This window comes from Pseudomonas sp. OV546, assembly GCF_900116845.1.
GTDB lineage: Bacteria > Pseudomonadota > Gammaproteobacteria > Pseudomonadales > Pseudomonadaceae > Aquipseudomonas > Aquipseudomonas petroselini.
The window spans coordinates 16,878-42,189 of the sequence record NZ_FPCE01000013.1; the positions used below are offsets into that span (position 1 = coordinate 16,878).

Annotated in this window: 25 protein-coding genes, 4 tRNA genes and 1 riboswitch; of the genes, 21 read left to right on the top strand and 8 right to left on the bottom strand. The window is 59.5% G+C overall.

What is annotated here, in order from left to right; genetic code table 11:
• Positions 1-258: 258 nt before the first annotated feature.
• The 6 genes from aruF to astE all read left to right on the top strand — a co-directional run bounded on the left by aruF (position 259) and on the right by astE (position 6,676).
• The gene (aruF, locus tag BM403_RS24625; RefSeq protein WP_015885475.1) at positions 259-1,278 is read left to right on the top strand and encodes an arginine/ornithine succinyltransferase subunit alpha; all 1,020 of its coding nucleotides are present in this window, start codon (positions 259-261) and stop codon (positions 1,276-1,278) included.
• 51 nt (positions 1,279-1,329) lie between these two features.
• Positions 1,330-2,358: an arginine N-succinyltransferase gene (astA, locus tag BM403_RS24630; RefSeq protein ID WP_015885474.1), complete on the top strand. Its 1,029-nt coding sequence runs from the start codon at positions 1,330-1,332 to the stop codon at positions 2,356-2,358.
• Complete coding sequence (astD, locus tag BM403_RS24635) at positions 2,355-3,821, top strand: succinylglutamate-semialdehyde dehydrogenase (RefSeq protein WP_046035639.1); 1,467 nt, start codon at positions 2,355-2,357, stop codon at positions 3,819-3,821. Before astA ends, astD begins: the two co-directional genes overlap by 4 nt.
• 163 nt (positions 3,822-3,984) lie before the next feature.
• Positions 3,985-5,331 carry an N-succinylarginine dihydrolase gene (astB, locus tag BM403_RS24640; RefSeq protein ID WP_046035640.1) on the top strand — a complete coding sequence of 449 codons (1,347 nt, stop codon included), beginning with the start codon at positions 3,985-3,987 and terminating at the stop codon, positions 5,329-5,331.
• A gap of 38 nt (positions 5,332-5,369) precedes the next feature.
• Positions 5,370-5,660 carry a hypothetical protein gene (locus tag BM403_RS24645; RefSeq protein ID WP_003214319.1) on the top strand — a complete coding sequence of 97 codons (291 nt, stop codon included), beginning with the start codon at positions 5,370-5,372 and terminating at the stop codon, positions 5,658-5,660.
• 11 nt (positions 5,661-5,671) lie between these two features.
• Complete coding sequence (gene astE, locus BM403_RS24650; RefSeq protein ID WP_046035641.1) at positions 5,672-6,676, top strand: succinylglutamate desuccinylase; 1,005 nt, start codon at positions 5,672-5,674, stop codon at positions 6,674-6,676.
• A gap of 72 nt (positions 6,677-6,748) precedes the next feature.
• On the opposite strand, the gene BM403_RS24655 is transcribed toward astE, so the two are convergent.
• Positions 6,749-7,258 carry a 6,7-dimethyl-8-ribityllumazine synthase gene (locus BM403_RS24655; RefSeq protein ID WP_015885470.1) on the bottom strand — a complete coding sequence of 170 codons (510 nt, stop codon included), beginning with the start codon at positions 7,256-7,258 and terminating at the stop codon, positions 6,749-6,751.
• A 96-nt stretch (positions 7,259-7,354) separates the two neighbouring features.
• Positions 7,355-7,524: riboswitch (FMN riboswitch) on the bottom strand.
• A 191-nt stretch (positions 7,525-7,715) separates the two neighbouring features.
• Between BM403_RS24655 and ltaE the strand changes: the two genes are divergently transcribed.
• From ltaE to mgtE, 8 genes are all read left to right on the top strand, one after another.
• Positions 7,716-8,720: a low-specificity L-threonine aldolase gene (gene ltaE / locus BM403_RS24660; RefSeq protein ID WP_093545475.1), complete on the top strand. Its 1,005-nt coding sequence runs from the start codon at positions 7,716-7,718 to the stop codon at positions 8,718-8,720.
• A 146-nt stretch (positions 8,721-8,866) separates the two neighbouring features.
• A complete protein-coding gene (alaS, locus tag BM403_RS24665) occupies positions 8,867-11,485 on the top strand; it encodes an alanine--tRNA ligase (protein WP_064055095.1) in 2,619 nt (872 codons plus the stop codon).
• A gap of 94 nt (positions 11,486-11,579) precedes the next feature.
• On the top strand, positions 11,580-12,821 hold the full coding sequence (locus BM403_RS24670) for an aspartate kinase (protein WP_010208327.1): 1,242 nt from the start codon (positions 11,580-11,582) through the stop codon (positions 12,819-12,821).
• 173 nt (positions 12,822-12,994) lie between these two features.
• Positions 12,995-13,183: a carbon storage regulator CsrA gene (csrA, locus tag BM403_RS24675; protein ID WP_003175645.1), complete on the top strand. Its 189-nt coding sequence runs from the start codon at positions 12,995-12,997 to the stop codon at positions 13,181-13,183.
• A 62-nt stretch (positions 13,184-13,245) separates the two neighbouring features.
• A tRNA-Ser gene (locus BM403_RS24680) sits at positions 13,246-13,336 on the top strand.
• Positions 13,337-13,444: 108 nt separating this feature from the next.
• A tRNA-Arg gene (locus BM403_RS24685) sits at positions 13,445-13,521 on the top strand.
• Positions 13,522-13,593: 72 nt separating this feature from the next.
• A tRNA-Arg gene (locus BM403_RS24690) sits at positions 13,594-13,670 on the top strand.
• 340 nt (positions 13,671-14,010) lie between these two features.
• Entirely contained in the window at positions 14,011-15,453 is a 1,443-nt protein-coding gene (gene mgtE / locus BM403_RS24695) for a magnesium transporter (protein ID WP_015885467.1), read from the top strand.
• 216 nt (positions 15,454-15,669) lie between these two features.
• Here mgtE and BM403_RS24700 read toward each other — a convergent pair whose 3' ends face one another.
• From BM403_RS24700 to BM403_RS24710, 3 genes are all read right to left on the bottom strand, one after another.
• Positions 15,670-15,996 carry an Arc family DNA-binding protein gene (locus tag BM403_RS24700; RefSeq protein WP_015885466.1) on the bottom strand — a complete coding sequence of 109 codons (327 nt, stop codon included), beginning with the start codon at positions 15,994-15,996 and terminating at the stop codon, positions 15,670-15,672.
• Between the two features lie 383 nt (positions 15,997-16,379).
• A complete protein-coding gene (locus BM403_RS24705) occupies positions 16,380-16,559 on the bottom strand; it encodes a PA3371 family protein (RefSeq protein ID WP_015885465.1) in 180 nt (59 codons plus the stop codon).
• An 11-nt stretch (positions 16,560-16,570) separates the two neighbouring features.
• Positions 16,571-16,798 (bottom strand): hypothetical protein, encoded by a 228-nt coding sequence (locus BM403_RS24710; protein WP_015885464.1) that lies wholly within the window; start codon positions 16,796-16,798, stop codon positions 16,571-16,573.
• 325 nt (positions 16,799-17,123) lie between these two features.
• Here BM403_RS24710 and BM403_RS24715 point away from each other — a divergent pair.
• Both BM403_RS24715 and BM403_RS24720 read left to right on the top strand, forming a co-directional pair.
• A tRNA-Arg gene (locus BM403_RS24715) sits at positions 17,124-17,200 on the top strand.
• A gap of 270 nt (positions 17,201-17,470) precedes the next feature.
• Positions 17,471-18,856, top strand: a complete 1,386-nt coding sequence (locus BM403_RS24720) for an MFS transporter (RefSeq protein ID WP_015885463.1) — start codon at positions 17,471-17,473, stop codon at positions 18,854-18,856.
• Between the two features lie 60 nt (positions 18,857-18,916).
• Here the strand turns inward: BM403_RS24720 and BM403_RS24725 are convergent, their stop codons facing one another.
• The 4 genes from BM403_RS24725 to flgA all read right to left on the bottom strand — a co-directional run bounded on the left by BM403_RS24725 (position 18,917) and on the right by flgA (position 21,510).
• Positions 18,917-19,666: a flagellar brake protein gene (locus tag BM403_RS24725; protein WP_015885462.1), complete on the bottom strand. Its 750-nt coding sequence runs from the start codon at positions 19,664-19,666 to the stop codon at positions 18,917-18,919.
• Positions 19,667-19,761: 95 nt separating this feature from the next.
• Positions 19,762-20,232, bottom strand: a complete 471-nt coding sequence (locus tag BM403_RS24730) for a flagella synthesis protein FlgN (RefSeq protein WP_015885461.1) — start codon at positions 20,230-20,232, stop codon at positions 19,762-19,764.
• A gap of 48 nt (positions 20,233-20,280) precedes the next feature.
• On the bottom strand, positions 20,281-20,604 hold the full coding sequence (flgM, locus tag BM403_RS24735; RefSeq protein ID WP_015885460.1) for a flagellar biosynthesis anti-sigma factor FlgM: 324 nt from the start codon (positions 20,602-20,604) through the stop codon (positions 20,281-20,283).
• 141 nt (positions 20,605-20,745) lie between these two features.
• Complete coding sequence (flgA, locus tag BM403_RS24740; RefSeq protein WP_046035644.1) at positions 20,746-21,510, bottom strand: flagellar basal body P-ring formation chaperone FlgA; 765 nt, start codon at positions 21,508-21,510, stop codon at positions 20,746-20,748.
• A gap of 82 nt (positions 21,511-21,592) precedes the next feature.
• Between flgA and BM403_RS24745 the strand changes: the two genes are divergently transcribed.
• The 5 genes from BM403_RS24745 to flgD all read left to right on the top strand — a co-directional run bounded on the left by BM403_RS24745 (position 21,593) and on the right by flgD (position 25,301).
• Entirely contained in the window at positions 21,593-22,525 is a 933-nt protein-coding gene (locus BM403_RS24745; RefSeq protein ID WP_015885458.1) for a chemotaxis protein CheV, read from the top strand.
• A 43-nt stretch (positions 22,526-22,568) separates the two neighbouring features.
• A complete protein-coding gene (cheR, locus tag BM403_RS24750; protein ID WP_046035645.1) occupies positions 22,569-23,396 on the top strand; it encodes a protein-glutamate O-methyltransferase CheR in 828 nt (275 codons plus the stop codon).
• Between the two features lie 308 nt (positions 23,397-23,704).
• The gene (gene flgB / locus BM403_RS24755; RefSeq protein ID WP_093545478.1) at positions 23,705-24,112 is read left to right on the top strand and encodes a flagellar basal body rod protein FlgB; all 408 of its coding nucleotides are present in this window, start codon (positions 23,705-23,707) and stop codon (positions 24,110-24,112) included.
• A gap of 3 nt (positions 24,113-24,115) precedes the next feature.
• Positions 24,116-24,559, top strand: coding sequence for a flagellar basal body rod protein FlgC (flgC, locus tag BM403_RS24760; protein WP_015885456.1), 444 nt, complete (start codon positions 24,116-24,118; stop codon positions 24,557-24,559).
• A gap of 16 nt (positions 24,560-24,575) precedes the next feature.
• The gene (gene flgD, locus BM403_RS24765) at positions 24,576-25,301 is read left to right on the top strand and encodes a flagellar hook assembly protein FlgD (protein ID WP_093545481.1); all 726 of its coding nucleotides are present in this window, start codon (positions 24,576-24,578) and stop codon (positions 25,299-25,301) included.
• Positions 25,302-25,312 lie beyond the last annotated feature (11 nt).

Genomic DNA, 25,312 nt, shown 5'->3' on the forward strand with positions numbered 1-25,312 from the left:
CCGTTCGGCGCCTGGCGATCAGGCGTCGAGCAAAATTCTGTAGGCCGGACCGAGTCAAATGTGGGAGCTGCTTTTTGTGGCGAGGGAGCTTGCTCCCGCTGGAGTGCGAAGCGCTCCCAATATCTTTGGGGCCGTTACGCAGCCCAGCGGGAGCAAGCTCCCTCGCCACAAAAGCCGGCTCCCACATTTGGACCTGTGTTGAATCAGGACCTGTCCGGCATTTTTCCCTGTGAGTTTTTCGAGTTAAGGAGTGACACCATGCTGGTGATGCGCCCCGCGCAAATGGCTGATCTGGGCGAGGTACAGCGTCTGGCTGCGGACAGCCCGATTGGTGTCACCTCCTTGCCGGACGATGTGGAGCGCCTGAGCGATAAAATCGCCGCCAGCGAAGCCTCCTTCGCGGCCGAGGTGAGTTTCAACGGTGAAGAGAGCTACTTCTTTGTGCTCGAAGACACCGAGACCGGCAAGCTCGCCGGCTGCTCGGCCATCGTCGCCTCGGCCGGTTACTCGGAGCCGTTCTACAGCTTCCGTAACGAAACCTTCGTGCACGCCTCCCGCGAGCTGAAGATCCACAACAAGATCCACGTGCTTTCCCAGTGCCACGACCTGACCGGCAACAGCCTGCTCACCAGTTTCTACGTGAAGCCTGCGCTGGTCGGTTCGCCGTGGTCGGAACTCAACTCCCGTGGCCGCCTGCTGTTCGTCGCCAGCCACCCCGAGCGCTTTGCCGACTCGGTGGTGACCGAGATCGTCGGCTACAGCGACGAGAACGGTGATTCGCCGTTCTGGGACGCCATCGGTCGCAACTTCTTCGACCTCAACTACGCCGCCGCCGAGCGCCTGTGCGGACTGAAAAGCCGTACGTTCCTCGCCGAGCTGATGCCGCACTACCCGATCTACGTGCCACTGCTGCCGGACGAAGCCCAGGAAGCCATGGGCCAGGTGCACCCGCGTGCGCAGATCACCTTCGACATCCTGATGCGCGAAGGCTTCGAGACCGACCATTACATCGACATCTTTGACGGTGGCCCAACGCTGCATGCGCGGGTGTCGGGCATTCGCTCCATCGCCCAGAGCCGCGTGGTGCCGGTGAAGATCGGTGAGATGGTCAAGGGTGTCGGCCGCCAGTACCTGGTGAGCAACGCGCAGTTGCAGGATTACCGCGCGGTGATGCTGGAGCTGGATTACGCGCCGGGTAAACCGGTGACGTTGGACCTCGCAGCGGCCGAAGCCCTGGGTGTTGGCGAAGGCGCGAGCGTGCGCCTGGTAGCGGTTTAAAAAGAGAGTTTCGCGGGTGGCTGACAACAGCGGCCCGTTCGAGGAGATAGCATGATCGTTCGTCCCGTACGCAGCAGCGATTTACCGGCCCTGATTGATCTGGCGCGCAGCACCGGCACCGGCCTCACCACCTTGCCGGCCAACGAAGAGCGCCTGACCCATCGCGTGGGCTGGGCCGAGAAAACCTTTCGCGGCGACGCCGGGCGCGGCGATGCCGACTACCTGTTCGTGCTGGAAAATGACGAAGGCCGCGTGGTGGGCATTTCTGCCATCGCCGGCGCCGTTGGCTTGCGTGAGCCCTGGTACAACTTCCGGGTCGGCCTGACCGTCAGCGCCTCCCAGGAGCTGAACATTTATCGCGAGATTCCGACGCTGTTCCTGGCCAACGACCTCACCGGCAATTCCGAGCTGTGCTCGTTGTTCCTGCACGCCGATTACCGCACCGGCCTCAACGGCCGCATGCTGGCCAAGGCGCGCCTGCTATTTATCGCTGAGTTCCCGCAGTTGTTCGGCAGCAAGATCATTGCCGAGATGCGTGGCGTGTCCAACGACGCCGGGCGCTCGCCGTTCTGGGAAAGCCTGGGTCGGCACTTTTTCAAGATGGAATTCAGCCAGGCCGACTACCTCACCGGCGTGGGCAACAAAGCGTTTATCGCCGAGCTGATGCCGAAGTTTCCGTTGTACAGCTGCTTCCTGTCCGAGGATGCGCGCAACGTGATCGGCAAGGTCCACCCGGACACCGAACCGGCGCTGAGCATGCTCAAGAGCGAAGGGTTCAGCTACCAGGGCTACGTCGACATCTTCGACGCCGGCCCCGCGGTGGAGTGTGAAACCACCAAGATCCGCGCCGTGCGCGACAGCCAGTCGCTGGTACTGGCCATCGGCACGCCGGGGGACGACGCCACGCCGTTCCTGATCCATAACCGCAAGCGCGAGGATTGCCGCATTACCGCCGCACCGGCCCGCCTGGCGGCAGGCACGCTGGTGGTCGATCCGCTGACCGCCAAGCGCCTGCAACTGGTGGTGGGTGATCAAGTGCGCGCCGTACCGTTGTCCGCTGCTCGGGAGTCGAAACAATGAATTCGCTGTATATCGCAGGTAGCTGGCTGGCTGGCCAGGGTGAACTGTTTGAGTCGCGCAACCCGGTGACCCAGCACGTGCTGTGGGCCGGCAATGGTGCGACTGCCGAGCAGGTTGAATCCGCCGTGCAGGCCGCGCGCCAAGCATTCCCGGCCTGGGCCCGGCGCCCGCTGGAAGAGCGTATCAGTGTGCTCGAGACCTTCGCGGCCACGCTGAAAAACCGCGCCGATGAGATCGCCCGTTGCATCGGCGAAGAAACCGGCAAGCCGCTCTGGGAGTCGGCCACCGAAGTCACCAGCATGGCCAACAAGATCGCGATCTCGGTGCAGAGCTACCGCGAGCGTACCGGCGAGAAGAGCGGCCCCCTGGGCGATGCCACCGCTGTACTGCGCCACAAGCCACACGGTGTGGTGGCGGTGTTCGGGCCTTACAACTTCCCGGGTCACTTGCCGAACGGGCATATCGTCCCGGCCTTGCTGGCGGGTAATACCGTGCTGTTCAAGCCGAGCGAGCTGACCCCTAAAGTCGCCGAGCTGACCGTGCAATGCTGGATCGAAGCCGGCCTGCCGGCGGGTGTGCTGAACCTGCTGCAAGGCGCGCGGGAAACCGGCATCGCCCTGGCGGCCAACCCCGGCATCGACGGGCTGTTCTTTACCGGTTCGAGCCGTACCGGTAACCACCTGCACCAGCAATTCTCCGGGCGCCCGGACAAGATCCTGGCCCTGGAAATGGGCGGCAACAACCCGCTGGTGGTCGACGAAGTGGCCGACGTGGATGCGGCGGTCTACACCATTATTCAGTCGGCGTTTATCTCCGCCGGCCAACGTTGCACCTGTGCCCGTCGCCTGCTGGTGCCGGAAGGCGCCTGGGGCGATGCGTTGCTGGCGCGCCTGGTGGCAGTCAGCGCGACGATTGCAGTCGGTGCGTTCGACCAGCAACCGGCGCCGTTCATGGGGTCGGTGATTTCCCTGGCGGCTGCCAAGGCGTTGATGGATGCCCAGGAACTGATGTTGGCCAACGGCGCCGTGGCGCTGCTGGAAATGACCCAGCCACAGGATCAGGCTGCGCTGCTGACGCCAGGCATCATCGATGTGACCGGCGTGACTGCGCGCGAAGACGAAGAATTGTTCGGCCCGCTGTTGCAGGTGATCCGCTACGCGGATTTTGCAGCGGCGATTGCCGAGGCCAACAACACCCAGTACGGCCTGGCCGCGGGCTTGTTGTCGGATTCCGAAGCGCGCTACCAGCAGTTCTGGCTGGAAAGCCGCGCCGGTATCGTCAACTGGAACAAACAACTGACCGGCGCCGCCAGTACCGCGCCGTTCGGTGGGGTAGGGGCGTCGGGCAACCATCGCGCCAGTGCCTATTACGCGGCGGACTATTGCGCATACCCGGTGGCCTCGTTGGAGACCCCGAGCCTGGTGGTCCCGGCAACGCTGACCCCCGGCGTGCGCTTGTCTTAGGGGTGCAATGAAACCCTGTGGCGAGGGAGCTTGCTCCCGCTGGGGCACGAAGCGGCCCTAAGATTTTGGGGCCGCTGCGCAGCCCAGCGGGAGCAAGCTCCCTCGCCACAGAAGCTTTGTTATTGATGCCTATAAAAATACAGATGTTCGTGGAGCCTCGCCGATGAAATCCTATGAAGTCAATTTTGACGGTCTAGTGGGGCCGACCCATAACTACGGCGGTTTGTCCTACGGCAACGTCGCGTCCCAGAGCAACAGCCAGCAGTCTTCCAACCCGAAGGAAGCGGCGTTGCAGGGCCTGCAGAAAATGAAAGCCCTGATGGACATGGGCTTTGTGCAAGGTGTGTTGGCCCCCCAGGAGCGTCCGGATGTGGCCGCCTTGCGCAACCTCGGTTTCAGCGGCACCGACGCCCAAGTCATCCAGCAGGCGGCCAAGCACGCCATGCCGCTGCTGGTCGCGAGCTGCTCGGCGTCGAGCATGTGGGTGGCCAATGCCGCCACCGTCAGCCCGAGTGCCGACACTGCTGACGGCCGCGTGCATTTCACCGCCGCCAACCTCAACTGCAAGTACCACCGCAGCATTGAACACCCGACCACCAGCCGCGTGCTGGGGGCGATGTTTGCCGACCAGAAGCACTTCGCCCACCACGCCGCGTTGCCGGCGGTGGCGCAGTTCGGTGACGAGGGCGCGGCCAACCACACACGCTTCTGCCGCGATTATGGCGAGGCGGGCGTGGAGTTTTTTGTGTACGGGCGCAGCGCCTTTGACACCCGTTACCCGGCACCCCAGAAGTACCCGGCGCGCCAGACGCTCGAAGCGTCCCAGGCGGTCGCGCGCTTGCACGGCTTGCAGGACGACGGCGTGGTCTACGCCCAGCAGAACCCGGCGGTGATCGATGCCGGCGTGTTCCACAATGATGTGATCGCGGTGGGCAACGGTGAAGTGCTGTTCTATCACGAGGATGCGTTCCTCAATACCGAGCAGATGCTCGGCGAACTGCACGGCAAGCTGGGCAAGCTGGGCGGCAACTTTCAGTCGGTGTGCGTGCCCCGCGCCCAGGTCAGTGTCGAGGACGCGGTGCGTTCCTACCTGTTCAACAGCCAACTGCTGAGCCGCGCCGATGGCTCGATGCTGCTGATCGTGCCGGAAGAGTGCCGCGCCAATGAACGCGTCTGGCAGTACCTGCAAGGCCTGACCGCGTCCGGTGGGTTGATCCGCGAAGTGAAGGTGTTCGACCTCAAGCAAAGCATGCAGAACGGCGGAGGCCCTGCATGCCTGCGCTTGCGTGTCGCCTTGAACGAAACGGAACTGGCGGCGGTGAATCCAGGCGTTATCATGACGGCGCCGCTGTACGACACGCTGACCCAATGGGTCGACAAGCACTACCGCGACAGCCTGCGTGAAACCGACCTGGCTGACCCGCAATTGCTGCTTGAGTGCCGGACGGCACTGGATGAACTGACGCAAATCCTTAAACTGGGCTCGGTTTATCCGTTCCAGATCAATTAACGCCACCTTCTTTTACGCCCTATGCTGAGAGCTACTCTATGACCACCGACACCCTGAAACTGATCCTTGAAGACACCGACGGCACCCAGCTGGAAACCTCCTGCACCCGCGTCGCCGTGGTGTGGCAGGGCAAGGAGATCTGGATCCAGCACGACGGCCGTGGCCAACTGCTGATCGGTGTTGACGTGGAAGAAGGCGACGCCGAGTACGCCAACCTGTTGATGCGCCCGCTGGCCACCAACCTGATGAGCCTGCAACTGGAAATGGAACCGGCCGACGTTGAAGGCGATGACGACGACCACGTCCACGGTCCTGGCTGCAACCACTAAGGAAGCTGCTTATGCTCGCCCTCGGCAAACTGCTTGAACTGACCCTCGCCGGTCGCGAACCGGCGCAAAAAATTCAACTGACTGTCGACGGCGTGCAGATGCGCTGGCTCAGTGAGGGCGCGCTTGAAGTGCGCCCACCTGAGGCCCGTGACAACGGCAGCGACCTGCTGCTGTCGTCCGGCATCCATGGCAATGAAACCGCGCCGATCGAACTGCTCGACCGCCTGTTGCATGGCATCGCCCGTGGGGAGATCAAACCCCGCTCTCGTGTCCTCTTCCTGTTCGGCAACACCGAGGCCATGCGCCGCGGCGAGCGTTACCTCGAGCTGGACGTCAACCGGCTGTTCAACGGTCGGCATGAAAAAAACATCGGCCCCGAAGCCATGCGCGCCGCCGAGCTGGAGCAACTGGCTCGCAGTTTCTTCAGCCTGCCGGGCCGTTCGCGCCTGCATTACGACCTGCACACGGCCATTCGTGGCTCGAAGATCGAGCAGTTCGCCTTGTACCCGTGGAAAGAAGGTCGCCAGCATTCACGTCACCAACTGGCGCGCCTGAACGCTGCAGGCATGCAAGCGGTGCTGCTGCAGAACAAGACCTCGATCACCTTCACCGCGTTTACCTATGAACAGTTGGAGGCCGAGGCTTTCACCCTGGAATTGGGCAAGGCGCGGCCGTTTGGGCAGAACCAGGGCGTGAATGTTTCCCGCCTGGAGTTGCGCCTCAAGCAGATCATCGAAGGCACCGAACCTGAGACTGACAGCCTGGACGGGTTGAAACTGTTCGCCGTGTCGCGCGAAGTCATCAAGCACAGTGATGCGTTCCTGCTGCATTTGCCGGCTGACGTGGAAAACTTTTCGGAGTTGGAAAAGGGTTATCTGCTGGCCGAAGATGTGGCCAAGACGCGCTGGGTAATCGAGGAGGAGGGTGCACGCATCATCTTCCCTAACCCGAAGGTGAAGAATGGTTTGCGGGCGGGGATATTGATTGTGCCGACGACGGATGCCGGCCTGGCCTAGATCTCAAGTCTTAACCGGATCCAAATGTGGGAGGGAGCAAGCCCCCTCCCACATTTTGTTTTGCTGTGTTGCTTAGACGGCTAGCGCGCGCGGCTCGCTGCGACGGATCGCCCGCACTTTGTGCAGGGTGTCGGCGCAGGTACGCGCAGCTTCCTGGCCCTTGTGCACGAAGTGCTCGTAGAAGAACGTGGTGTGCTCGCTGCCGGCGTGGAAGTGGTGCGGGGTCAGCGACACCGAGAACACTGGCACTTCGGTTTCCAGCTGCACCTGCATCAGGCCGCTGACCACCGATTGGGCGACGAATTCGTGGCGGTAGATACCGCCGTCAACCACCAGCGCGGCGGCAACGATGCCGGCGTAACGGCCGGTCTTGGCCAGCAGCTTGGCGTGCAGGGGCATTTCAAAGGCGCCGCCGACTTCGAAGAAATCGATGTCCGATTCCTGGTAGCCCTGGGCGATCATTTCGGCGAGGAAGCCTTTACGCGATTGGTCGACAATATCCTTGTGCCAGCAGGCCTGGATAAACGCGACGCGCTCGCCGTGATGGTTTTTGCTTTTGCTGTCGATAGCGGTGGGTTGCATGTTCTGACTCCTGTTTAAGAAAAAAACAGGGCGTTATGAATCGAATGGGATTTAAGGGTACGCAAGCACACGGGGTGCGCGGCCCTTAGGTGCCAATCCCGTTCTCTCTTCATCCGGACTATGACCGTCGGCCCCGGGATCACACCGGGTCTGCTGACCTTGTCGCCGTACCGCGTGAGCAGTTCGAGGCGCCAAGCGCTCGCGGGCTATGCACATTGCGTGCAATTACCGCCGGTGGGGAATTGCACCCCGCCCTGAGAACGTTGCCGCCAGAACCCTGGCGGCGGAGAGTTTTTAACACGGTTTTTCGAAAACTGCACGACCGCCGTATCGATAAGCTATATCGGTTTGTTTGGTTGGTATTCGATTCAATGCAGCGGGGGCTTGATATTCCGAGGCTTTGCCCGCAGTAATCATGCTTATAAGGCACTTATTCAAATCGTCAGAGGCTTGATTCATGTCCGTGATTGACCTGCGCAGCGACACCGTGACCCAACCCACCCCTGGCATGCTCGATGCGATGGCCACTGCCGCCAGCGGTGATGACGTCTACGGCGAAGACCCCAGCGTCAACCGCCTGGAAGCCGAGCTGGCCAAGCGCCTGGGGTTTGCCGCGGCGTTGTTCGTGCCCACCGGCACCATGAGCAACCTGCTGGCGTTGATGGCGCATTGTGAGCGCGGCGAGGAATACATCGTCGGCCAACAAGCGCACACCTACAAATACGAAGGGGGCGGGGCGGCGGTGCTCGGTTCGATCCAGCCCCAGCCCTTGGACGTGCAGGCGGACGGCTCACTGGACCTGGACCAGGTGCTGGCTGCGATCAAGCCGGACGATTTCCACTTCGCCCGCACCCGCCTGCTGGCGTTGGAAAACACCATGCAAGGCAAGGTGTTGCCGCTGGAGTACCTGGCGAACGCCCGCGCGTTCACCCGTGAACATGGCTTGGCCCTGCACTTGGACGGCGCGCGGCTCTACAACGCAGCGGTCAAGCTGGGAGTGGATGCGCGCGCGATTGCCCAGCACTTTGACTCGGTGTCGGTGTGCCTGTCCAAAGGCCTTGGCGCGCCGATCGGCTCGGTGCTGTGCGGCTCCACGGCGCTGATCGCCAAGGCCCGGCGCCTGCGCAAGATGGTCGGTGGCGGTATGCGCCAGGCCGGTTCCCTGGCGGCGGCGGGGTTGTATGCCCTGGATCACCAGGTACAGCGCCTGGCCGATGACCACGCCAATGCCCTGTGGCTGGGGGATGCGCTGCGCGAGGCGGGGTACAGCGTGGAGCCGGTGCAGACTAATATGGTCTACGTGCAGATCGGTGACCGGGCCGATGCCCTGAAGGCCTTTGCCGCCGAGCGCGGGATCAAGCTGAGCGTTGCGCCGCGGCTGCGCATGGTCACGCATATGGATGTCAGCCGCGCGCAGATGGAGCACGTGCTGCAGGCATTTGTCGAGTTTTCGCCAAAATGAGCGTGCAGACCGTCTAATTGAACCTCTCTATCGCATAAACACGCTGTACCACCGGCAAAGGGCCGATATAATGCGGCCCTTTGCCGTCGCTTCGTCTGATGATGTTGCGCACTGGCCTTTGGCCGCAGACTCCGTGGAAGAACCTAATGAAAAGCGCAGAAATCCGTGAAGCCTTCCTTCGCTTCTTCGAAGAGCAAGGTCACACCCGTGTCGCCTCCAGCTCCTTGATCCCAGGCAATGACCCTACCCTGCTGTTCACTAACGCGGGGATGAACCAGTTCAAGGACTGCTTCCTGGGCCAGGAAAAGCGCGCCTACACCCGTGCCACCAGCAGCCAGAAGTGCGTGCGTGCCGGCGGCAAGAACAGTGACCTGGAAAACGTCGGCTACACCGCCCGCCACCACACCTTCTTCGAAATGCTGGGTAACTTCAGCTTCGGTGACTATTTCAAGAAAGATGCGATTACGTTCGCCTGGACCTTCCTCACCGGCGTGTTGAAGCTGCCCAAGGAAAAACTCTGGGTCACCGTCTATGCCACCGATGACGAAGCCTACGACATCTGGACCCAGCAAATCGGTGTGCCGGTCGAGCGCATGATTCGCATCGGCGACAACAAGGGCGCGCCTTACGCCTCCGATAACTTCTGGACCATGGGTGATACCGGCCCATGCGGCCCCTGCACCGAGATTTTCTATGATCACGGCGCCGACATCTGGGGTGGCCCACCGGGCTCGCCGGAAGAAGACGGCGACCGTTACATCGAGATCTGGAACAACGTGTTCATGCAGTTCAACCGCACCGCCGATGGCGTGTTGCATCCGCTGCCGGCGCCGTCGGTGGATACCGGCATGGGCCTGGAGCGGATCAGTGCGGTGATGCAGCACGTTCATTCCAACTACGAAATCGACCTGTTCACCAACCTGCTGAGCGCTTCGGCCGCGGCCATTGGCTGTGCCAATGAAAGCCAGTCTTCGCTCAAGGTGGTGTCGGACCACATCCGTTCCTGCGGCTTCCTGATTGCCGACGGTGTACTGCCGTCCAACGAAGGCCGTGGCTACGTGCTGCGTCGTATCATCCGTCGCGCCTGCCGCCACGGTAACAAGCTGGGCGCCACCGGCAGCTTCTTCTACAAAATCGTGGCCGCGCTGGTTGCCGAGATGGGCGAAGCCTTCCCGGAACTCAAGCAGCAGCAAGGCAATATCGAGCGCGTGCTCAAGGCTGAGGAGGAGCAGTTCTCCAAGACCTTGGAGCACGGCTTGAAGATTCTGGAACAGGACTTGGCTGAGCTCAAAGGCACCGTTGTGCCGGGCGATGTCGTGTTCAAGCTCTATGACACCTACGGGTTCCCGATGGACCTCACCGCCGACATCGCCCGTGAACGCGAGTTGACCATCGATGAGGCCGGTTTTGAGCGTGAGATGGAAGCCCAGCGTGTGCGTGCGCGTTCCGCCAGTTCCTTTGGCCTGGACTACAACACCCTGGTCAAGGTCGACGTGCCCACCGAGTTCACCGGTTACAAGGCTACCGTTGGCGCGGCCAAGATCGTTGCCCTCTATAAAGACGGTAAATCGGTCGACGTGTTGAGTGAAGGCGACGAGGCGGTTGTGGTCCTGGACCAGACGCCGTTCTACGCCGAATCCGGTGGCCAGATTGGCGACTGCGGTTTCCTGAGCTCGACGTCCGGTCGTTTTGAGGTGCGCGACACCACCAAGACCGGCGGTGCTTTCCTGCATCACGGTGTGTTGGTGTTGGGCAACTTGACGGTCGGTGCGCCGGTGGACACCCAGGTCGATGCCGATGTACGCCATGCAACGGCGCTGAACCACTCGGCCACGCACTTATTGCACGCGGCACTGCGCCAGGTCCTGGGCGAGCACGTCCAGCAGAAAGGTTCGTTGGTGGACAGCCAGCGCCTGCGCTTTGACTTCAGCCATTTTGAAGCGATCAAGCCTGAGCAGATCAAGGCCCTGGAAGACATCGTCAACGCTGAGATTCGCAGGAACACTGCGGTAGAAACCGAAGAGACCGACATCGAGACCGCCAAGGCCAAGGGTGCCATGGCGTTGTTCGGCGAGAAGTACGGCGACAATGTTCGCGTACTGAGCATGGGTGGCGACTTCTCGGTGGAGCTGTGTGGTGGTATTCACGCCAACCGTACCGGCGACATCGCCCTGCTGAAAATCATCAGCGAAGGCGGCGTCGCGTCCGGTGTGCGTCGTATTGAGGCGGTGACCGGTGCTGCGGCCCTGGCCTACCTCAATGCAGCTGAAGAGCAACTCAAGGAAGCGGCCAGCCTGGTCAAGGGCAGCCGCGACAACCTGATCGACAAGCTGTCCGCTGTGCTGGAGCGCAACCGCGCCCTGGAGAAACAGCTGGAGCAGTTGCAAGCCAAGGCGGCCAGCGCTGCAGGTGACGATCTGTCGGCTTCGGCCGTGGACGTCAAGGACGTCAAAGTCCTGGCTGCGCGCCTGGATGGTCAGGACGGCAAGGCGTTGTTGGCCCTGGTCGATCAGTTGAAGAACAAGCTCGGCCGCGCAGTGATCCTGCTCGGCAGTGTCCATGAGGATAAGGTCGTTCTGGTTGCCGGTGTAACCAAGGACCTGACTGGCCAACTCAAGGCCGGTGATTTGATGAAGCAAGCCGCCGCGGCAGTGGGCGGGAAGGGCGGTGGTCGTCCGGACATGGCGCAAGGCGGTGGTGTAGACGCTGGCGCCCTGGACGCGGCCCTGGCCCTGACCGTGCCGTTTGTCGAAGCAGGTATTTAAGGCACTGTTAACCGGCCCGTGGTCTAGTCACGGGCTGCTCGGTGCTGGTTGATTGGATATTAGGCGCCCCTTTACGGGCTGAGGCGGCTTAGAAATGGCTTTGATCGTACAGAAATTTGGAGGCACCTCGGTCGGTTCCGTCGAAAGAATCGAGCAGGTGGCCGACAAGGTTAAGAAATTCCGCGATGCCGGCGACGATCTGGTGGTGGTGCTGTCGGCCATGAGCGGCGAGACCAATCGCCTGATCGATCTGGCCAAGGCAATCAGTGGCGACCAACAGCCGCTCCCGCGTGAGCTGGATGTGATCGTGTCCACCGGCGAGCAGGTGACCATCGCCTTGCTGGCCATGGCGCTGAATAAGCGTGGTGTGCCGGCGGTGTCCTACACTGGCAGCCAGGTGCGTATCCTTACCGACAGCGCGCATACCAAGGCGCGTATCCTGCAGATCGATGATCAGAAAATCCGTACTGACCTGAAAGCCGGGCGCGTGGTAGTTGTAGCAGGCTTCCAGGGTGTGGATGAGCAGGGCAACATCACCACCCTCGGGCGTGGCGGTTCGGACACCACCGGCGTGGCACTGGCCGCGGCGCTCAAGGCCGATGAATGCCAGATCTACACCGATGTGGATGGCGTCTACACCACCGACCCGCGTGTGGTGTCCGTGGCCCAGCGCCTGGACAAGATCACCTTTGAAGAGATGCTGGAAATGGCCAGCCTCGGTTCCAAGGTGCTGCAGATCCGTGCGGTGGAGTTCGCCGGCAAGTACAACGTTCCGCTGCGCGTATTGCACAGCTTCAAAGAGGGTCCGGGCACCCTCATTACTATTGATGAAGAGGAATCCATGGAACAGCCGATCATTTCCGGTATCGCTTTCAACCGTGATGAAGCCAAGCTGACTATCCGTGGCGTGCCAGACACCCCGGGCGTGGCCTTCAAGATCCTGGGCCCTATCAGCGGCGCGAACATCGAAGTCGACATGATCGTGCAGAACGTTTCGCACGATAACACCACCGATTTCACCTTCACGGTGCACCGCAACGAGTACGATGCGGCGGAGCGGATCCTGCAGAACACAGCGAAGGAAATCGGCGCCCGTGAAGTGGTCGGCGATACCAAGATTGCCAAAGTGTCGATCGTGGGCGTGGGCATGCGTTCCCATGCCGGCGTTGCCAGCCGCATGTTCGAGGCGCTGGCCAAGGAAAGCATCAACATCCAGATGATTTCCACCTCGGAAATCAAAGTCTCGGTGGTGATCGAAGAGAAATACCTGGAGCTGGCTGTGCGTGCTTTGCACACCGCTTTTGAGCTGGACGCTCCGGCCCGACAGGGCGAGTGATGCAGTGCCAGGAAGGCGCGGTTTACCGCGCCTTTCTTTTTTTGTAGGGCGCATGTTCTTTTGCGCGCGCTCGACAATACTTAGGCGGTAGGGCTATGGCCTTTTGGTTGTAGGTCGAAGGCCTTTTTTTTGCAGACTGTTGTTCCTGAACTGAAATGCGTGAGGAGAAAGGTATGCTGATTCTGACTCGTCGTTGCGCAGAAAGCCTGATTATCGGTGATGGCGAAATCACCGTGACCGTGCTCGGCGTCAAAGGCAATCAAGTACGTATCGGGGTTAACGCTCCGAAAGAGGTAGCGGTGCACCGCGAGGAAATCTACCTGCGGATAAAGAAAGAGAAGGACGAAGAACCAAGCCTTTAATTTTTATCGTTTTTTATGTTTGCAAACGGGGATGAACGTGGTTAATATACGCCCCGTGTTGCGGAGAGCTGGCCGAGTGGCCGAAGGCGCTCCCCTGCTAAGGGAGTACACCTCAAAAGGGTGTCGGGGGTTCGAATCCCCCGTTCTCCGCCATTATTTGCTTAGTACGTTGCAATCTGGTTTTTTCGGTAAGTGCTTGAAATTACTCGAAAAAATAGCTTTACATAGAGATTGAACGGCCTATAATGCGCGGCAACAAATGCACTCGTAGCTCAGCTGGATAGAGTACTCGGCTACGAACCGAGCGGTCACAGGTTCGAATCCTGTCGAGTGCACCATTTAAGAGTCAGTTGCAGTCATGCAGGTGATTCGGTTACAACCAGTTGTGATCTGGTCTAAAAACACAATCTGCACTCGTAGCTCAGCTGGATAGAGTACTCGGCTACGAACCGAGCGGTCACAGGTTCGAATCCTGTCGAGTGCACCATACAAACAAAAAGCCCGCCAAGTGCGGGCTTTTTGCCGTCTGGGGTTTGTGTAGGATTTCATCTTTTTCTCCTGCTCCCCTGTGTTTTCCTTTCTTGCTGCAACGTCGCAGTTCATAGATGCAGCCAATACTCAACTTTGGCTCGCAAGCGCTTGTTCTTTCCAGTTTTTTAACGTTTAAAGTGGCCGGGCGGTGTATCATTGCGCCCGTCAGCCCCGCCGGGGCTTGTGGAATACCTCCATGGACTTACCCAGTAGTGACTCAGTACCCCGTTTTACCAATCATGAATTGACTGATTGATCCTTCCGGCGTGCCCCGCTGCTGGGAGTGGAGCTCGCCTATGACCGAAGTAGAAGTAAAGAAAACACAAGAAAGCCTGCAGGATCGTCTGGCTCAAGTCATCGAGCTGCTGCAGCGCCAGCGCGTGGTCGAAGACCTGACGCACCGCCAGGATGGCCCGAATAACAACCTGGTCGAAAACCTGGTTCACCGGCAAAACCTCGTCGAGTTGCAGCGCAAGCTCGACGACCTGCACTCCGCCGACGTCGCCTATATTCTCGAAGCCTTGCCGCTGGATGATCGACTGACCCTCTGGCAGTTGGTCAAGGCTGACCGCGACGGCGATATCCTGCTCGAAGTATCCGACTCGGTTCGTGAAACTCTGATCGCCGACATGGACGATCACGAGCTTCTGGCGGCAGCCAAGGAGATGGACGCCGACGAGTTGGCTGACCTGGCCCCTGAACTGCCTCGTGATGTTGTCCATGAACTCATGGAAGCGCTGGACACTCAGCAGCGCGAGCGTGTGCGTTCGGCGCTGTCTTACGATGAGGATCAAGTCGGTGCCCTGATGGACTTCGAGATGGTCACCATCCGCGAAGACGTCAGCCTGGAAGTGGTCCTGCGTTACCTGCGCCGCCTCAAGGAATTGCCTGGCCACACCGACAAATTGTTCGTGGTTGATTACGAAGGCATTCTCAAGGGTGTGCTGCCGATCAAGCGCCTGCTGGTCAATGATCCGGACAAAAGAGTGGCGGATCTGATGGCCAGTGACACGGTCAGTTTCCACCCGGATGAAGATGCCTACGATGCCGCCCAGGCGTTCGAACGTTATGACTTGATCTCGGCGCCGGTGGTCGACAAGAACGGCAAGTTGATCGGTCGTTTGACCATCGATGAAATCGTCGACCTGATTCGTGAGGAAAGTGAAACCGAAGTCCTCAACATGGCCGGTTTGCGTGAAGAGGAAGATATTTTTGCCTCGGTCTGGCGTTCGTTGCATAACCGCTGGGCCTGGCTGGCGGTCAACCTGATTACCGCCTTTATCGCGTCGCGCGTGATCGGGCTGTTCGAGGGTTCAATCGAGAAGCTGGTGGCGCTGGCGGCATTGATGCCGATCGTTGCCGGGATCGGCGGTAACTCCGGCAACCAGACTATTACCATGATTGTGCGTGCGATGGCGCTCGATCAGGTGAGTACCGCCAACTCGTCGCGCCTGCTGCGCAAAGAGTTGGCGGTGGGCCTGATAAACGGCCTGGTGTGGGGGGGAGTGATCGGTGTGGTCGCCTACTTGCTATATGGCAGTTGGTCCCTTGGCGTGGTGATGACCGCTGCCATGACGCTCAACCTGCTGCTCGCTGCGCTGATGGGGGTGCTGATCCCCATGACCCTGGCCCGCCTTGGGCGTGACCCTGCCATGGGGGCCAGCGTGATGATCACGGCCATGACCGACAGTGGTGGCTTCTTCATCTTCCTGGGCCTGGCAACGATCTTCCTGCTCTGATCGTTCATCGCATGCCGGCTCCTCTCTGGGCGCTGGCTTTTTGTGGCGAGGGAGCTTGCTCCCGCTCGGCTGCGCAGCAGTCGTATCCCTGGCAGGTGCTTCGCGCTCCAGTGCAAGCAAGCTTGCTCGCTAAAGAAGCTCGGCTTCTATAGATTCCCACCAAATCCCAGGCAAAAAAAAGCCAGCACATGGCTGGCTTCGGCTTTCAGTTGCAAATCAATTGGCTTCTGCGGCCGCCTCAACGTCGTGCGCGATAAGCGAGACGAGAGCATTTTGCTGACGGTGGGAGAGCTGACGAAAACGCTGCAGCAGTTCGCGTTCGTGCAGCGACAGCTCGGGGCTGTCCATGCGCATGCTCAACTCGTCGCCCAGCGCACCTTCCTGAATGAGGCTTTGTTCCAGGCGAGCGATGATCTCGGAGTTCATGCTGCGGTGATGATTGCGAGCCACCTCGGCAATGCGTTCCCGCATTCCGTCTGGCAGACGTACGACGAACTTGTCAGCCGTACGGCTGGAATAAATTGCCTGTTTCAATGGGCGCATATATTTAACCGGTTAGTTCAGGGGAGCGGTTTTTGGAATTGGCCGCAAGATGAGTGTTAAGACAAGGCTCACGACCAAAGTTCAACCTGAATTGCAAAGAGGCCGCATCATGCCTCAGATTTGCCAGTTCCTTGGCGTCAATTCTGTGACAAATATTGAACTGCCTAGAGGCTTTATGCCAGCACTCATTTGCATTTTTGCGGACTGGTTGGAAAACTTTTGCATACGCAATCGCGCAGGGGAACTTCCCGTAAGTCCAGGCCACCACAGGGTTTGAGGTCGCACATGCTATCGCAAAGTGGCCTTTTGCCCTTAGGTTTAAGACTAGTGGCAATTTGCCGATTAGCGAGGATGAGGCGACATAAGGTAAGGCAGGAGGGGGATCAGCGCAGGACCGGGTCGAATTTGATCCGGCGGCCCACAATGAGGGTGAGCAGCAGCAGGCTGGCAAACACGGCACTGGCGATGAACGCCGTGGTTTGGCCGTCTTGTGACTCAGCGCCCAGTCCAAGCATACCGGTGAACGCGGTCAGGCACAGAAACAGCCAGGCAAATTTGGTCATCGGTGGCCTCCTCAGAAAACCCAGTGTTCAGATGCAGGTGCCGCCTGGGTGCCTTGGGTCAGGCGGACGGGCGACTGTGCGTTCGGCGTCATCACCGCCAACTGTGGGCGCTGTTGCAGATGATGCGGCACGGCCTGGCTGATCTGCGCCGGGTCATTGCTGCCAGTCGATTGGAAATGGAACGTGACCAACGCGGCCAAGGCGACGGTGTTGAGGGCTAACAGAAGGGCACTGTTCATGGTTATGTTCTCCGCTTAACGCCGTGGCTTGTTGGGTTTGTAGGAGAAGTATTGCAGGTGCCGTGCCAAACTATTAATCCAATAAAATCAATGGCTTGAGTCTACTTCAAATGTCGGAAAGGTTGCAATTTGCAATGATGGCATTTTGGGGGAGTGCATTTTGCACGATGGTAGCAAGTGCCCGTGTTTGCGGGGGCTGGCCGCAATCACTCGGGTGTGGGTTGGCCTACACTCGAAAAGCCTACGGACGACATGACAAAACCCACCTCGGCCGTTAACATGCACGCCGTCCGTCGCCGCGTCTTTGGCTCGACGTCGGTCATTTGTCCCAGTAGCTCAATTGGATAGAGCATCCCCCTCCTAAGGGGAAGGTTGGCCGTTCGAACCGGCCCTGGGACACCAGGTTCAAAGCCCTGCACAGAATATTCTGGCAGGGCTTTTTTGTGCGCGTTTTCCAACGATTCAGTCGAACCTTGCTGCAGTCCAGGGTTCACAGCACGTGCACGGTGTATTTATCGCAATCCGTGTATCCCGCAAGCGGCCGGACAGCGTCTGAGTCTGTAAGCAAATTAATCCCCGGAAACAGCGCCTGCCGCCTGTCCGGACCCGGCCACCCCGGACTATCATGCCGATAGCCCTGTCTCTCACTGCAAGGAGCCGCTCGGAACGCCGATGCGCCAAATCTGGAAATCTTTTCGAGCCCTTTATTTCGCCTCCTTGATGATGCTGATCGGCTCCGGCCTGCTCAGTACTTACCTGGCCCTGCGCCTGGCGGCCGACCATGTCGACAGCCTGTGGGTGGGTGCGCTGATGGCGGCCAACTATTTTGGCCTGGTGCTGGGCGGCAAGATCGGGCACCGCCTGATTGCCCGGGTCGGGCATATCCGGGCCTATGCCACCTGTGCCGGTATTGTCGGTGCGGCCGTGCTGGGCCACGGCCTGATCGATTGGCTGCCGGCCTGGATCGTGCTGCGGATGATCGTGGGCCTGGGCATGATGTGCCAGTACATGGTCATCGAAAGCTGGCTCAACGAGCAGGCGGACGCCAAGCAACGCGGCGTGGTGTTCAGCGGCTATATGATTGCGTCTTACCTGGGCCTGGTACTCGGCCAGTTGATCCTGGTCATGCACCCTCAGCTCGGCCTTGAGCTGTTGATGCTGGTTGCCCTGTGTTTTGCCCTGTGCCTGGTGCCGGTGGCCATGACTCGGCGGATTCACCCGGCGGCCCTGCACCCGGCGCCGATGGAGCCGCGCTTCTTTATCAAGCGCGTGCCGCAGTCGTTGAGCACCGTGCTGGGGGCGGGGTTGATCGTGGGCTCGTTCTACGGTCTGGCGCCGCTCTATGCCTCTCAACAAGGCTTGACCACCGAGCAGGTGGGCCTGTTCATGGGTAGCTGCATTTTTGCCGGCCTGCTGGTGCAGTGGCCGCTGGGGTGGTTGTCGGACCGCTATGATCGCGCGCTGCTGATTCGTTGTTTTGCCCTGTGCCTGGCGGTGGCGGCGTTGCCGTTGGCAATAATGACCAAGGTGCCGCTGGAAGTTCTGTTTGTGGCGGGTTTCTTGTGTTCGCTGGTGCAGTTCTGCCTGTACCCGCTGGCAGTGGCGTTCTCCAACGACCATGTGGAAGGTGATCGTCGGGTATCCCTCACGGCGATGCTGCTGGTCACGTACGGCGTAGGCGCCAGCATTGGGCCGTTGCTGGCCGGTGTGGTGATGAAGATGTTCGGCAGCCACATGCTGTATGCGTTTTTCAGCCTGTGTGCGTTGATCCTGGTGTGGCGTATCCGGCCGAAAGCCGTCACCAATTTGCATCAGGTGGAAGACGCGCCCCTGCATCACGTGGCGATGCCCGACAGTATGTCCAGTTCACCGCTGGTGGCTGCTCTGGATCCGCGTGTCGATGAGCAGGTGGTGCAGGAGCAAATGCAAACCGCTGCCCCGGAACCTGAGCCGGAGACGGATCCCGATCCGCAGGCGGATGAGCCGCTCTTTGAAGGGCCGCCTGAGCCTGCAGGGCCTGACGAACACCCTCACGACTTGAGCAGGGCGCGCCCCTGAACGTAAAAACGGGCAGGTCCATCAGGATCTGCCCGTTTTTTTACAGCGATCTTTTCAGGTTTAAAAGTCGTCGTCTTTGTCGAAACGCCGTGCTTCGCGTTGCAGTTGGTAAACAAAGCGCTCGACCTGGCGCTGCACCAAGCCACTCATATTGTGGAAGCGCACGCCGGCGAAGGTGGTGTTGATCTTCTCTTCGAAGTGCAGGTAGCGCAGTTCGACTGAGGTTGTCATGCTGCCAAAGGGCAGGGCGGCGATGAAACGGTCATACACCTGGCCCAGCTGCAGGCGCTCGGAGATATCTCCTTCAAAGCGCAATTTGCAGCCCGTCGCGGAAATATCCAGCAGCTTACCGTTGACCGGGGCCTTGAGCTTCTCTCCACCCAGTTCGATGTTGACCAGTTGCGCCAGCTTCAAGGCGGCGCGGAACGCATTGCGGCGCTGATGGTAAACCACTTCGGCGGGCAGGCTGCCGGTGTAGATGCGGTGGCCGTCCTTTTCGCTGATGCTCAGGCTGCCGTTGCTTTCCCACGCAATGCGCACACCGTCGTGGAAGCCTTCAATGCGGAAGGGTTCGCCATTTTCGAGGTGGCGTTCGCCATCGCGGGGGATCATTTCATCCAGGGCCAGGGAGCCGCCGTCGCGGTTGACGTCGACCAGGTAGCTCTGGAAGCGCTGGCTGCGTTCGTGGAAGGTGATGATCAGCGGGTCATGGCTTTCTTGCAGCATCCGCAAGGTGCTGGCGATTTCCAGAGGGGTGGTGAGGACCTTGGGTGGCTGCGGAGCATCTTCCGCATTAAGGGCGTTGAACACGGTTCTTCCATCTCCAGACAAAATACGACTACACGCAAGAGCAGGCATTCTGCCAGTATGTGGCGCGTCTTGGATAGCCGCGCTGTAAACCGGCGTCAGGCTTGGCTGCGAGTGCTTGGCTTGACCAGGCGCGAGGTGGAACCTTGAGCGTTGTAAAGCGCTGGAGGCTCTCCGCCGTGAAGTATACGCAACTGGTTGGCGGTCGTAGCTTGCTGAAGCTGGATCGACTGACCGTTGAGCAGGTTGGCTTCCTGGCACTGGGCGAGCAATTGATTGAGTTCTTTGCTCTGGGCCAGTAATTGATCGCCGACCGAAGAGTGGCTGGCCAGCTGCGCCAGGCCGTCATGGTCTGCGGGCAGGCCAAGGCTGACGAGGATCTGGCTGCGTTTTTTGCCATGCTGTTCCAGCAGGACAATCAGCGATTGCTTGCGCGCCAGAATTTCTTCCAGCAGCGGCATGTCGCGGCCGTAGAGGGCCAGGGATTCTTCCCTGAGTAGCTCGAGCAGCTGCTGCGTCGGCGCTAGATCATCAATGATCAGTTGAAGCAGATTTTCGTCGTGATGCATGGCTGGCCTTGGGTTTTAAGCGTCCAAAAGCCCGGCGCAGGCCTTTGCCTAGCGCTCGGCTTCGAAATTAAGCAGCTTGCTGGCTACACGGTTGCTGTCGACTTTATAGCTGCCATCGGCGATTGCCTGTTTCAATTCGGCCACACGGGCTTTATTGACCACCGGTTGATCGCGCAGCGAGTCAGTGACCTTCTGCAACTGTTGAGCCTCATTGCTCAGGTGTACGGATTCCCCGCTTTGGCTGACGGCGGCCTGTTCTGCCTTGGCGGGCAGTGGCTGGGCCTTGGCTTCTACGTTTTCCTTGGTACCGGTGGTACGCGTAGTGCCTGACGTTGTCGGGGTGTTATTTAAACGGCTGAAATCGATGACCATGATCAAAAAACCTCTGGGTATTTGGACGCTTGCCATGTTTTCGGCAATACCCGGACGAACTTTAGGCGCGAATGACAATAAATCTGCGCACGGAATATCTCGTGCACAGTGTAGAAAAACCCAGCGTCCTCTGCCAGCACTCTATAAAGCAACCTCGACTTGCCCGGGGGCCGTCACTCGCGCCTTGATGACGCGGTTGGAGTTGAGGTTCTTGACCCGTATCTGCTCACTCATGCCACCGTTGGACAGTGCCTCCCCCGGCATTTTTACGTTCAGCCCGCCACTGCTGGCGGAAATCACCACCTGATCGCCCTTGCGAATCACCTCTGCCTGTTCAAGATGCACCAGGGTGATGACTTGGTCTGTTACCACTGGTCGGGTTAATTTCTGTCCGACCGCTTGGTCGAGGGAGGTCAGGTAGCCCTGGCTGATCATGCTGATGTCGCGTTCGCGCAGTACCACATCTTCGAAACCAATGATGCCGGTGCGTTTCATTGGCCGGGCAACCACCACCACATCGCGGAACAGTTTGACCTGTGCCGGCACGAACACTGTCCAGGGCGAGGCGCCGTCGCAACGCACCTTCACCGTCACGCGGCCGATGGGTTGGGCGGGGCTTTCCAGCGTGGCTGTCAATTCCTTGTCGCACATTGGCATGCGTAAACGCGGGTCCAACTGGTTGACTTGGATTTCATAACGGCCCGGCGTCTGAGTGGTTGCCAGATAATCTTCTACAGTGAACTCAAGAAAGCCTTGAGTGACGCCGATAAGTAGATCAGGCAATGTGACGTTATCGGCACGGGCCGTGGTGCCCAGGCTAACAGCAAGCAATGCCATCGCGGCGCAGAGCAATCTGCGCAATCGTCGGGCACCAGGGCGTCGGGAAACTGTCGTTTTAATATCCATAAACCAATAAATAGCAAAGCTCGTGCCGTTTAGTGTTGGGTGCGCATCGCACCCCCAAAGGTTTTAGCGTAGGAGTCAAGGCATGGCAGGAGTAATGGATTCAGTAAACCAGCGCACACAGCTGGTAGGGCAGAATCGCCTGGAGTTGTTGCTTTTTCGTCTGGATGGCAAGCAGCTGTATGGCATCAATGTGTTCAAGGTGCGGGAAGTGCTGCAGTGCCCCAAGTTGACCATCATGCCCAAGTCCAGTCCTGTGGTCTGTGGCGTCGCTAACATCCGTGGCGCGACGATTCCGATTCTTGATTTGGCCCTGGCCACCGGTTCCGCTGGGTTGCAGGACCGCGAGAACCCGTTCGTGATCATTACCGAATACAACACCAAGACCCAGGGTTTCCTGGTGCGCTCGGTGGAGCGCATCGTCAACATGAACTGGGAGGAGATCCATCCGCCGCCCAAGGGCACCGGTCGCGATCACTACCTCACGGCGGTGACGCGGGTCGATAACCAGTTGGTGGAAATCATCGACGTGGAGAAGATCCTCGCCGAAGTCGCCCCCACGTCCGAATCGATTTCCGTCGGTGTGGTGGACGCCGAAACCGCGCACAAGGCTATTTCGCTGCGCGTACTGACGGTGGACGATTCCTCGGTGGCGCGTAAACAGGTGACCCGTTGCCTGCAAACCGTCGGCGTCGAAGTGGTGGCGCTCAACGATGGTCGCCAGGCGCTGGATTACCTGCGCAAGCTGGTGGATGAAGGCAAGAAGCCGGAGGAAGAGTTCTTGATGATGATCTCTGACATCGAGATGCCGGAAATGGACGGCTACACCCTCACGGCCGAGATACGCAACGATCCGCGCATGCAAAAATTGCATATCATCCTGCATACTTCGTTGTCGGGTGTATTCAACCAGGCGATGGTCAAGAAAGTCGGTGCCGATGACTTCCTGGCCAAATTCCGTCCTGATGACCTGGCATCCCGGGTAGTCGACCGGATCAAGGCAGCAGATCATAGCTAGGGGCCTTTTCCCTGGCGGTCTTACGATTTAAGAGGCGGTATCAGTGTCTACGGGTAATTTGGATTTTGAACAGTTCCGGGTCTTCCTGGAAAAAGCCTGTGGCATATTGCTCGGTGAAAACAAGCAGTACTTGGTATCCAGCCGTCTCAACAAAATGATGGAGCAGCAGGGCATCAAGTCTTTGGGTGAGCTGGTACAGCGCATCCAGGGGCAGCCGCGCAGTGGGCTCAAGGAGATGGTGGTCGATGCCATGACCACCAACGAGACCCTGTGGTTTCGCGATACCTATCCGTTTGAAGTGCTCAAGAGCAAAGTGCTGCCGGAAGCTATCAAGGCCAGCCCGGGCCAGCGTCTGCGCATCTGGTCTGCTGCCTGCTCCTCGGGGCAGGAACCGTATTCGATTTCGATGTCCATCGATGAGTTCGAGCGAACCAACATGGGCCAGTTAAAGGCAGGTGCGCAGATTGTTGCCACCGACCTGTCCGGCACCATGCTCACCAACTGCAAGACCGGCGAGTACGACAGCCTGGCCCTGGGCCGTGGTTTGTCCCAGGAACGCCTGCAACGTTACTTCGACCCCAAAGGGGCCGGGCGTTGGGCGGTCAAGGCGCCGATCAAGAGCCGCGTGGAGTTTCGCTCGTTCAACCTGCTCGACAGCTACGCGAGCCTGGGCAAGTTCGACATGGTGTTTTGCCGCAACGTGCTGATCTACTTCTCGGCCGAGGTGAAGAAAGACATCCTGCTGCGCATTCACGGCACGCTCAAGCGCGGCGGCTATCTGTTCCTCGGGGCTTCCGAAGCGTTGAATGGCCTGCCGGACCATTACCAGATGGTGCAGTGCAGCCCTGGGATCATTTACCAGGCCAAGTAAGACGATCTCACTCGATCAATGTGGGAGGGGGCTTGCTCCCGATGGCGATGGTTCAGTTGATATAGCTATCACTGACACACCGTCATCGGGAGCAAGCCCCCTCCCACATTTTTTTGCGGCAAATTTCAAGAGAGCGGCAACTCCCCATTGCCGCTTTACTGGCGCCACGCGGAAATCGCTTGCCGCTTTTCTGGCATCGTCGCCGGCAACCGCCTCGCAAGCCCTTGATATACGGGCCTCCATCAGATTGGCATGCACCTTGCTATAACCCTGTTAACGAAAAGCAGGTCAGCCTAAAGGTTTCCGCCATGAGCATCAGCTTCGATAAAGCGCTCGGTATCCACGAAAAAGCCCTGGGCTTCCGCGCCCAGCGTGCTGAAGTCCTGGCCAACAACATTGCCAACGCCGATACCCCGAACTACAAGGCTCGGGACCTGGACTTCTCTGCCGTGCTCGCCGCCCAGCAGGACAAGACCAAGAACGGCACCTTCGCCTTGAACATGACCAACAGCCGTCATATTGAAGCGCAAGGCCTGAGCAGTGGTGACGAGTCGTTGCTGTATCGCACGCCGATGCAGCCGTCGATCGACCAGAACACCGTCGACGCGCAGCTGGAGCAATCGGCCTACGCCGAGAACTCGGTGAACTTCCAAGCCAGCTTCACCCTGCTTAACAGCAAATTCAAAGGGCTGATGTCAGCCCTGCGCGGAGAGTAAGCCATGTCCCTGTCCAGTGTTTTCAATATTGCCGGCAGTGGCATGAGCGCGCAGACCACGCGCTTGAACACCGTCGCCAGTAACATCGCCAACGCCGAGACCGTGTCTTCGAGCATTGACCAGACCTACCGCGCCCGTCACCCGGTGTTCGCCACCATGTTCCAGGGTGGCCAGAGCGGCGGCAGCGACTCGCTGTTCCAGGACCAAGGTGCCGCAGGCTCCGGCGTGCAGGTACTCGGTGTGGTTGAAGACCAGAGCAATCTGGAGGCCCGCTACGAGCCTAACCACCCGGCGGCCAACGAAAAAGGCTACGTGTACTACCCGAACGTCAATGTGGTCGAGGAAATGGCGGACATGATTTCTGCCAGCCGCTCGTTCCAGACCAATGCGGAAATGATGAACACCGCCAAAACCATGATGCAAAAGGTCCTGACCCTGGGTCAGTGATAAGGGGCGCCAAATAATGGCCATCGTTGATACGAGTAACACCACGGCAGTCCAGGACCTTTTCAATTCCAAGGTCAAGACTGCAACGGACAACAGCAGCGTCGGCGATGCCGCCAAGTCCGCGACGGGCAACCAGTCGCTGGGCAAGGACGCGTTCCTGCAACTGCTCGTGACCCAGCTGAAAAACCAGAACCCGCTGTCGCCTCAGGACAACGGCGCGTTCGTGGCCCAGCTTGCACAGTTCAGTAGCCTGGAAGGCATCAACACCCTGAACGATTCGGTGAATAACATCTCCAGCAACTTCAGCTCCTCGCAAGCGCTGCAGGCGTCGTCGCTGGTAGGGCGGTCGATCATCATCCAGACCGACAAGGCCATGGTCGACACCAGCAAGAGCATGAACGGTTCCGTGGCGGTGACCTCGGCGGTGGGCAACGTCTCCGTCAAGATCACCGACAAAGATGGCACTGTGGTGCGCACCCTCGACATGGGGGCCCAGAGCGCCGGTACCCAAAGCTTCATCTGGGATGGCAAGAACGACAATGGCGAGGTCGCCCCTGCGGGCACCTACACCTTCAATGCCACTACCAAGAACGACAAGGGCGAGGCTGTCGCCCTGGCCACTTCGCTGCCTGCGACGGTAACGAGCGTGACCTTGAGCAAGACCGGCGGCGAGATGCTGCTGAACCTTGCAGGTGGCATGGGCAGCGTCAAGCTGTCGCAAATTCAGACTATCGGTACATAGAGCCGGCTAAA

Excerpts from the sequence above, each read along its gene's own strand:
- aruF (WP_015885475.1), top strand. The coding sequence starts at position 259 with ATGCTGGTGATGCGCCCCGCGCAAATGGCTGATCTGGGCGAGGTACAG.
- astA (WP_015885474.1), top strand. The coding sequence starts at position 1,330 with ATGATCGTTCGTCCCGTACGCAGCAGCGATTTACCGGCCCTGATTGAT.
- astD (WP_046035639.1), top strand. The coding sequence starts at position 2,355 with ATGAATTCGCTGTATATCGCAGGTAGCTGGCTGGCTGGCCAGGGTGAA.
- astB (WP_046035640.1), top strand. The coding sequence starts at position 3,985 with ATGAAATCCTATGAAGTCAATTTTGACGGTCTAGTGGGGCCGACCCAT.
- BM403_RS24645 (WP_003214319.1), top strand. The coding sequence starts at position 5,370 with ATGACCACCGACACCCTGAAACTGATCCTTGAAGACACCGACGGCACC.
- astE (WP_046035641.1), top strand. The coding sequence starts at position 5,672 with ATGCTCGCCCTCGGCAAACTGCTTGAACTGACCCTCGCCGGTCGCGAA.
- BM403_RS24655 (WP_015885470.1), bottom strand. The coding sequence starts at position 7,258 with ATGCAACCCACCGCTATCGACAGCAAAAGCAAAAACCATCACGGCGAG.
- ltaE (WP_093545475.1), top strand. The coding sequence starts at position 7,716 with ATGTCCGTGATTGACCTGCGCAGCGACACCGTGACCCAACCCACCCCT.
- alaS (WP_064055095.1), top strand. The coding sequence starts at position 8,867 with ATGAAAAGCGCAGAAATCCGTGAAGCCTTCCTTCGCTTCTTCGAAGAG.
- BM403_RS24670 (WP_010208327.1), top strand. The coding sequence starts at position 11,580 with ATGGCTTTGATCGTACAGAAATTTGGAGGCACCTCGGTCGGTTCCGTC.
- csrA (WP_003175645.1), top strand. The coding sequence starts at position 12,995 with ATGCTGATTCTGACTCGTCGTTGCGCAGAAAGCCTGATTATCGGTGAT.
- mgtE (WP_015885467.1), top strand. The coding sequence starts at position 14,011 with ATGACCGAAGTAGAAGTAAAGAAAACACAAGAAAGCCTGCAGGATCGT.
- BM403_RS24700 (WP_015885466.1), bottom strand. The coding sequence starts at position 15,996 with ATGCGCCCATTGAAACAGGCAATTTATTCCAGCCGTACGGCTGACAAG.
- BM403_RS24705 (WP_015885465.1), bottom strand. The coding sequence starts at position 16,559 with ATGACCAAATTTGCCTGGCTGTTTCTGTGCCTGACCGCGTTCACCGGT.
- BM403_RS24710 (WP_015885464.1), bottom strand. The coding sequence starts at position 16,798 with ATGAACAGTGCCCTTCTGTTAGCCCTCAACACCGTCGCCTTGGCCGCG.
- BM403_RS24720 (WP_015885463.1), top strand. The coding sequence starts at position 17,471 with ATGCGCCAAATCTGGAAATCTTTTCGAGCCCTTTATTTCGCCTCCTTG.
- BM403_RS24730 (WP_015885461.1), bottom strand. The coding sequence starts at position 20,232 with ATGCATCACGACGAAAATCTGCTTCAACTGATCATTGATGATCTAGCG.
- flgM (WP_015885460.1), bottom strand. The coding sequence starts at position 20,604 with ATGGTCATCGATTTCAGCCGTTTAAATAACACCCCGACAACGTCAGGC.
- flgA (WP_046035644.1), bottom strand. The coding sequence starts at position 21,510 with ATGGATATTAAAACGACAGTTTCCCGACGCCCTGGTGCCCGACGATTG.
- BM403_RS24745 (WP_015885458.1), top strand. The coding sequence starts at position 21,593 with ATGGCAGGAGTAATGGATTCAGTAAACCAGCGCACACAGCTGGTAGGG.
- flgB (WP_093545478.1), top strand. The coding sequence starts at position 23,705 with ATGAGCATCAGCTTCGATAAAGCGCTCGGTATCCACGAAAAAGCCCTG.
- flgC (WP_015885456.1), top strand. The coding sequence starts at position 24,116 with ATGTCCCTGTCCAGTGTTTTCAATATTGCCGGCAGTGGCATGAGCGCG.
- flgD (WP_093545481.1), top strand. The coding sequence starts at position 24,576 with ATGGCCATCGTTGATACGAGTAACACCACGGCAGTCCAGGACCTTTTC.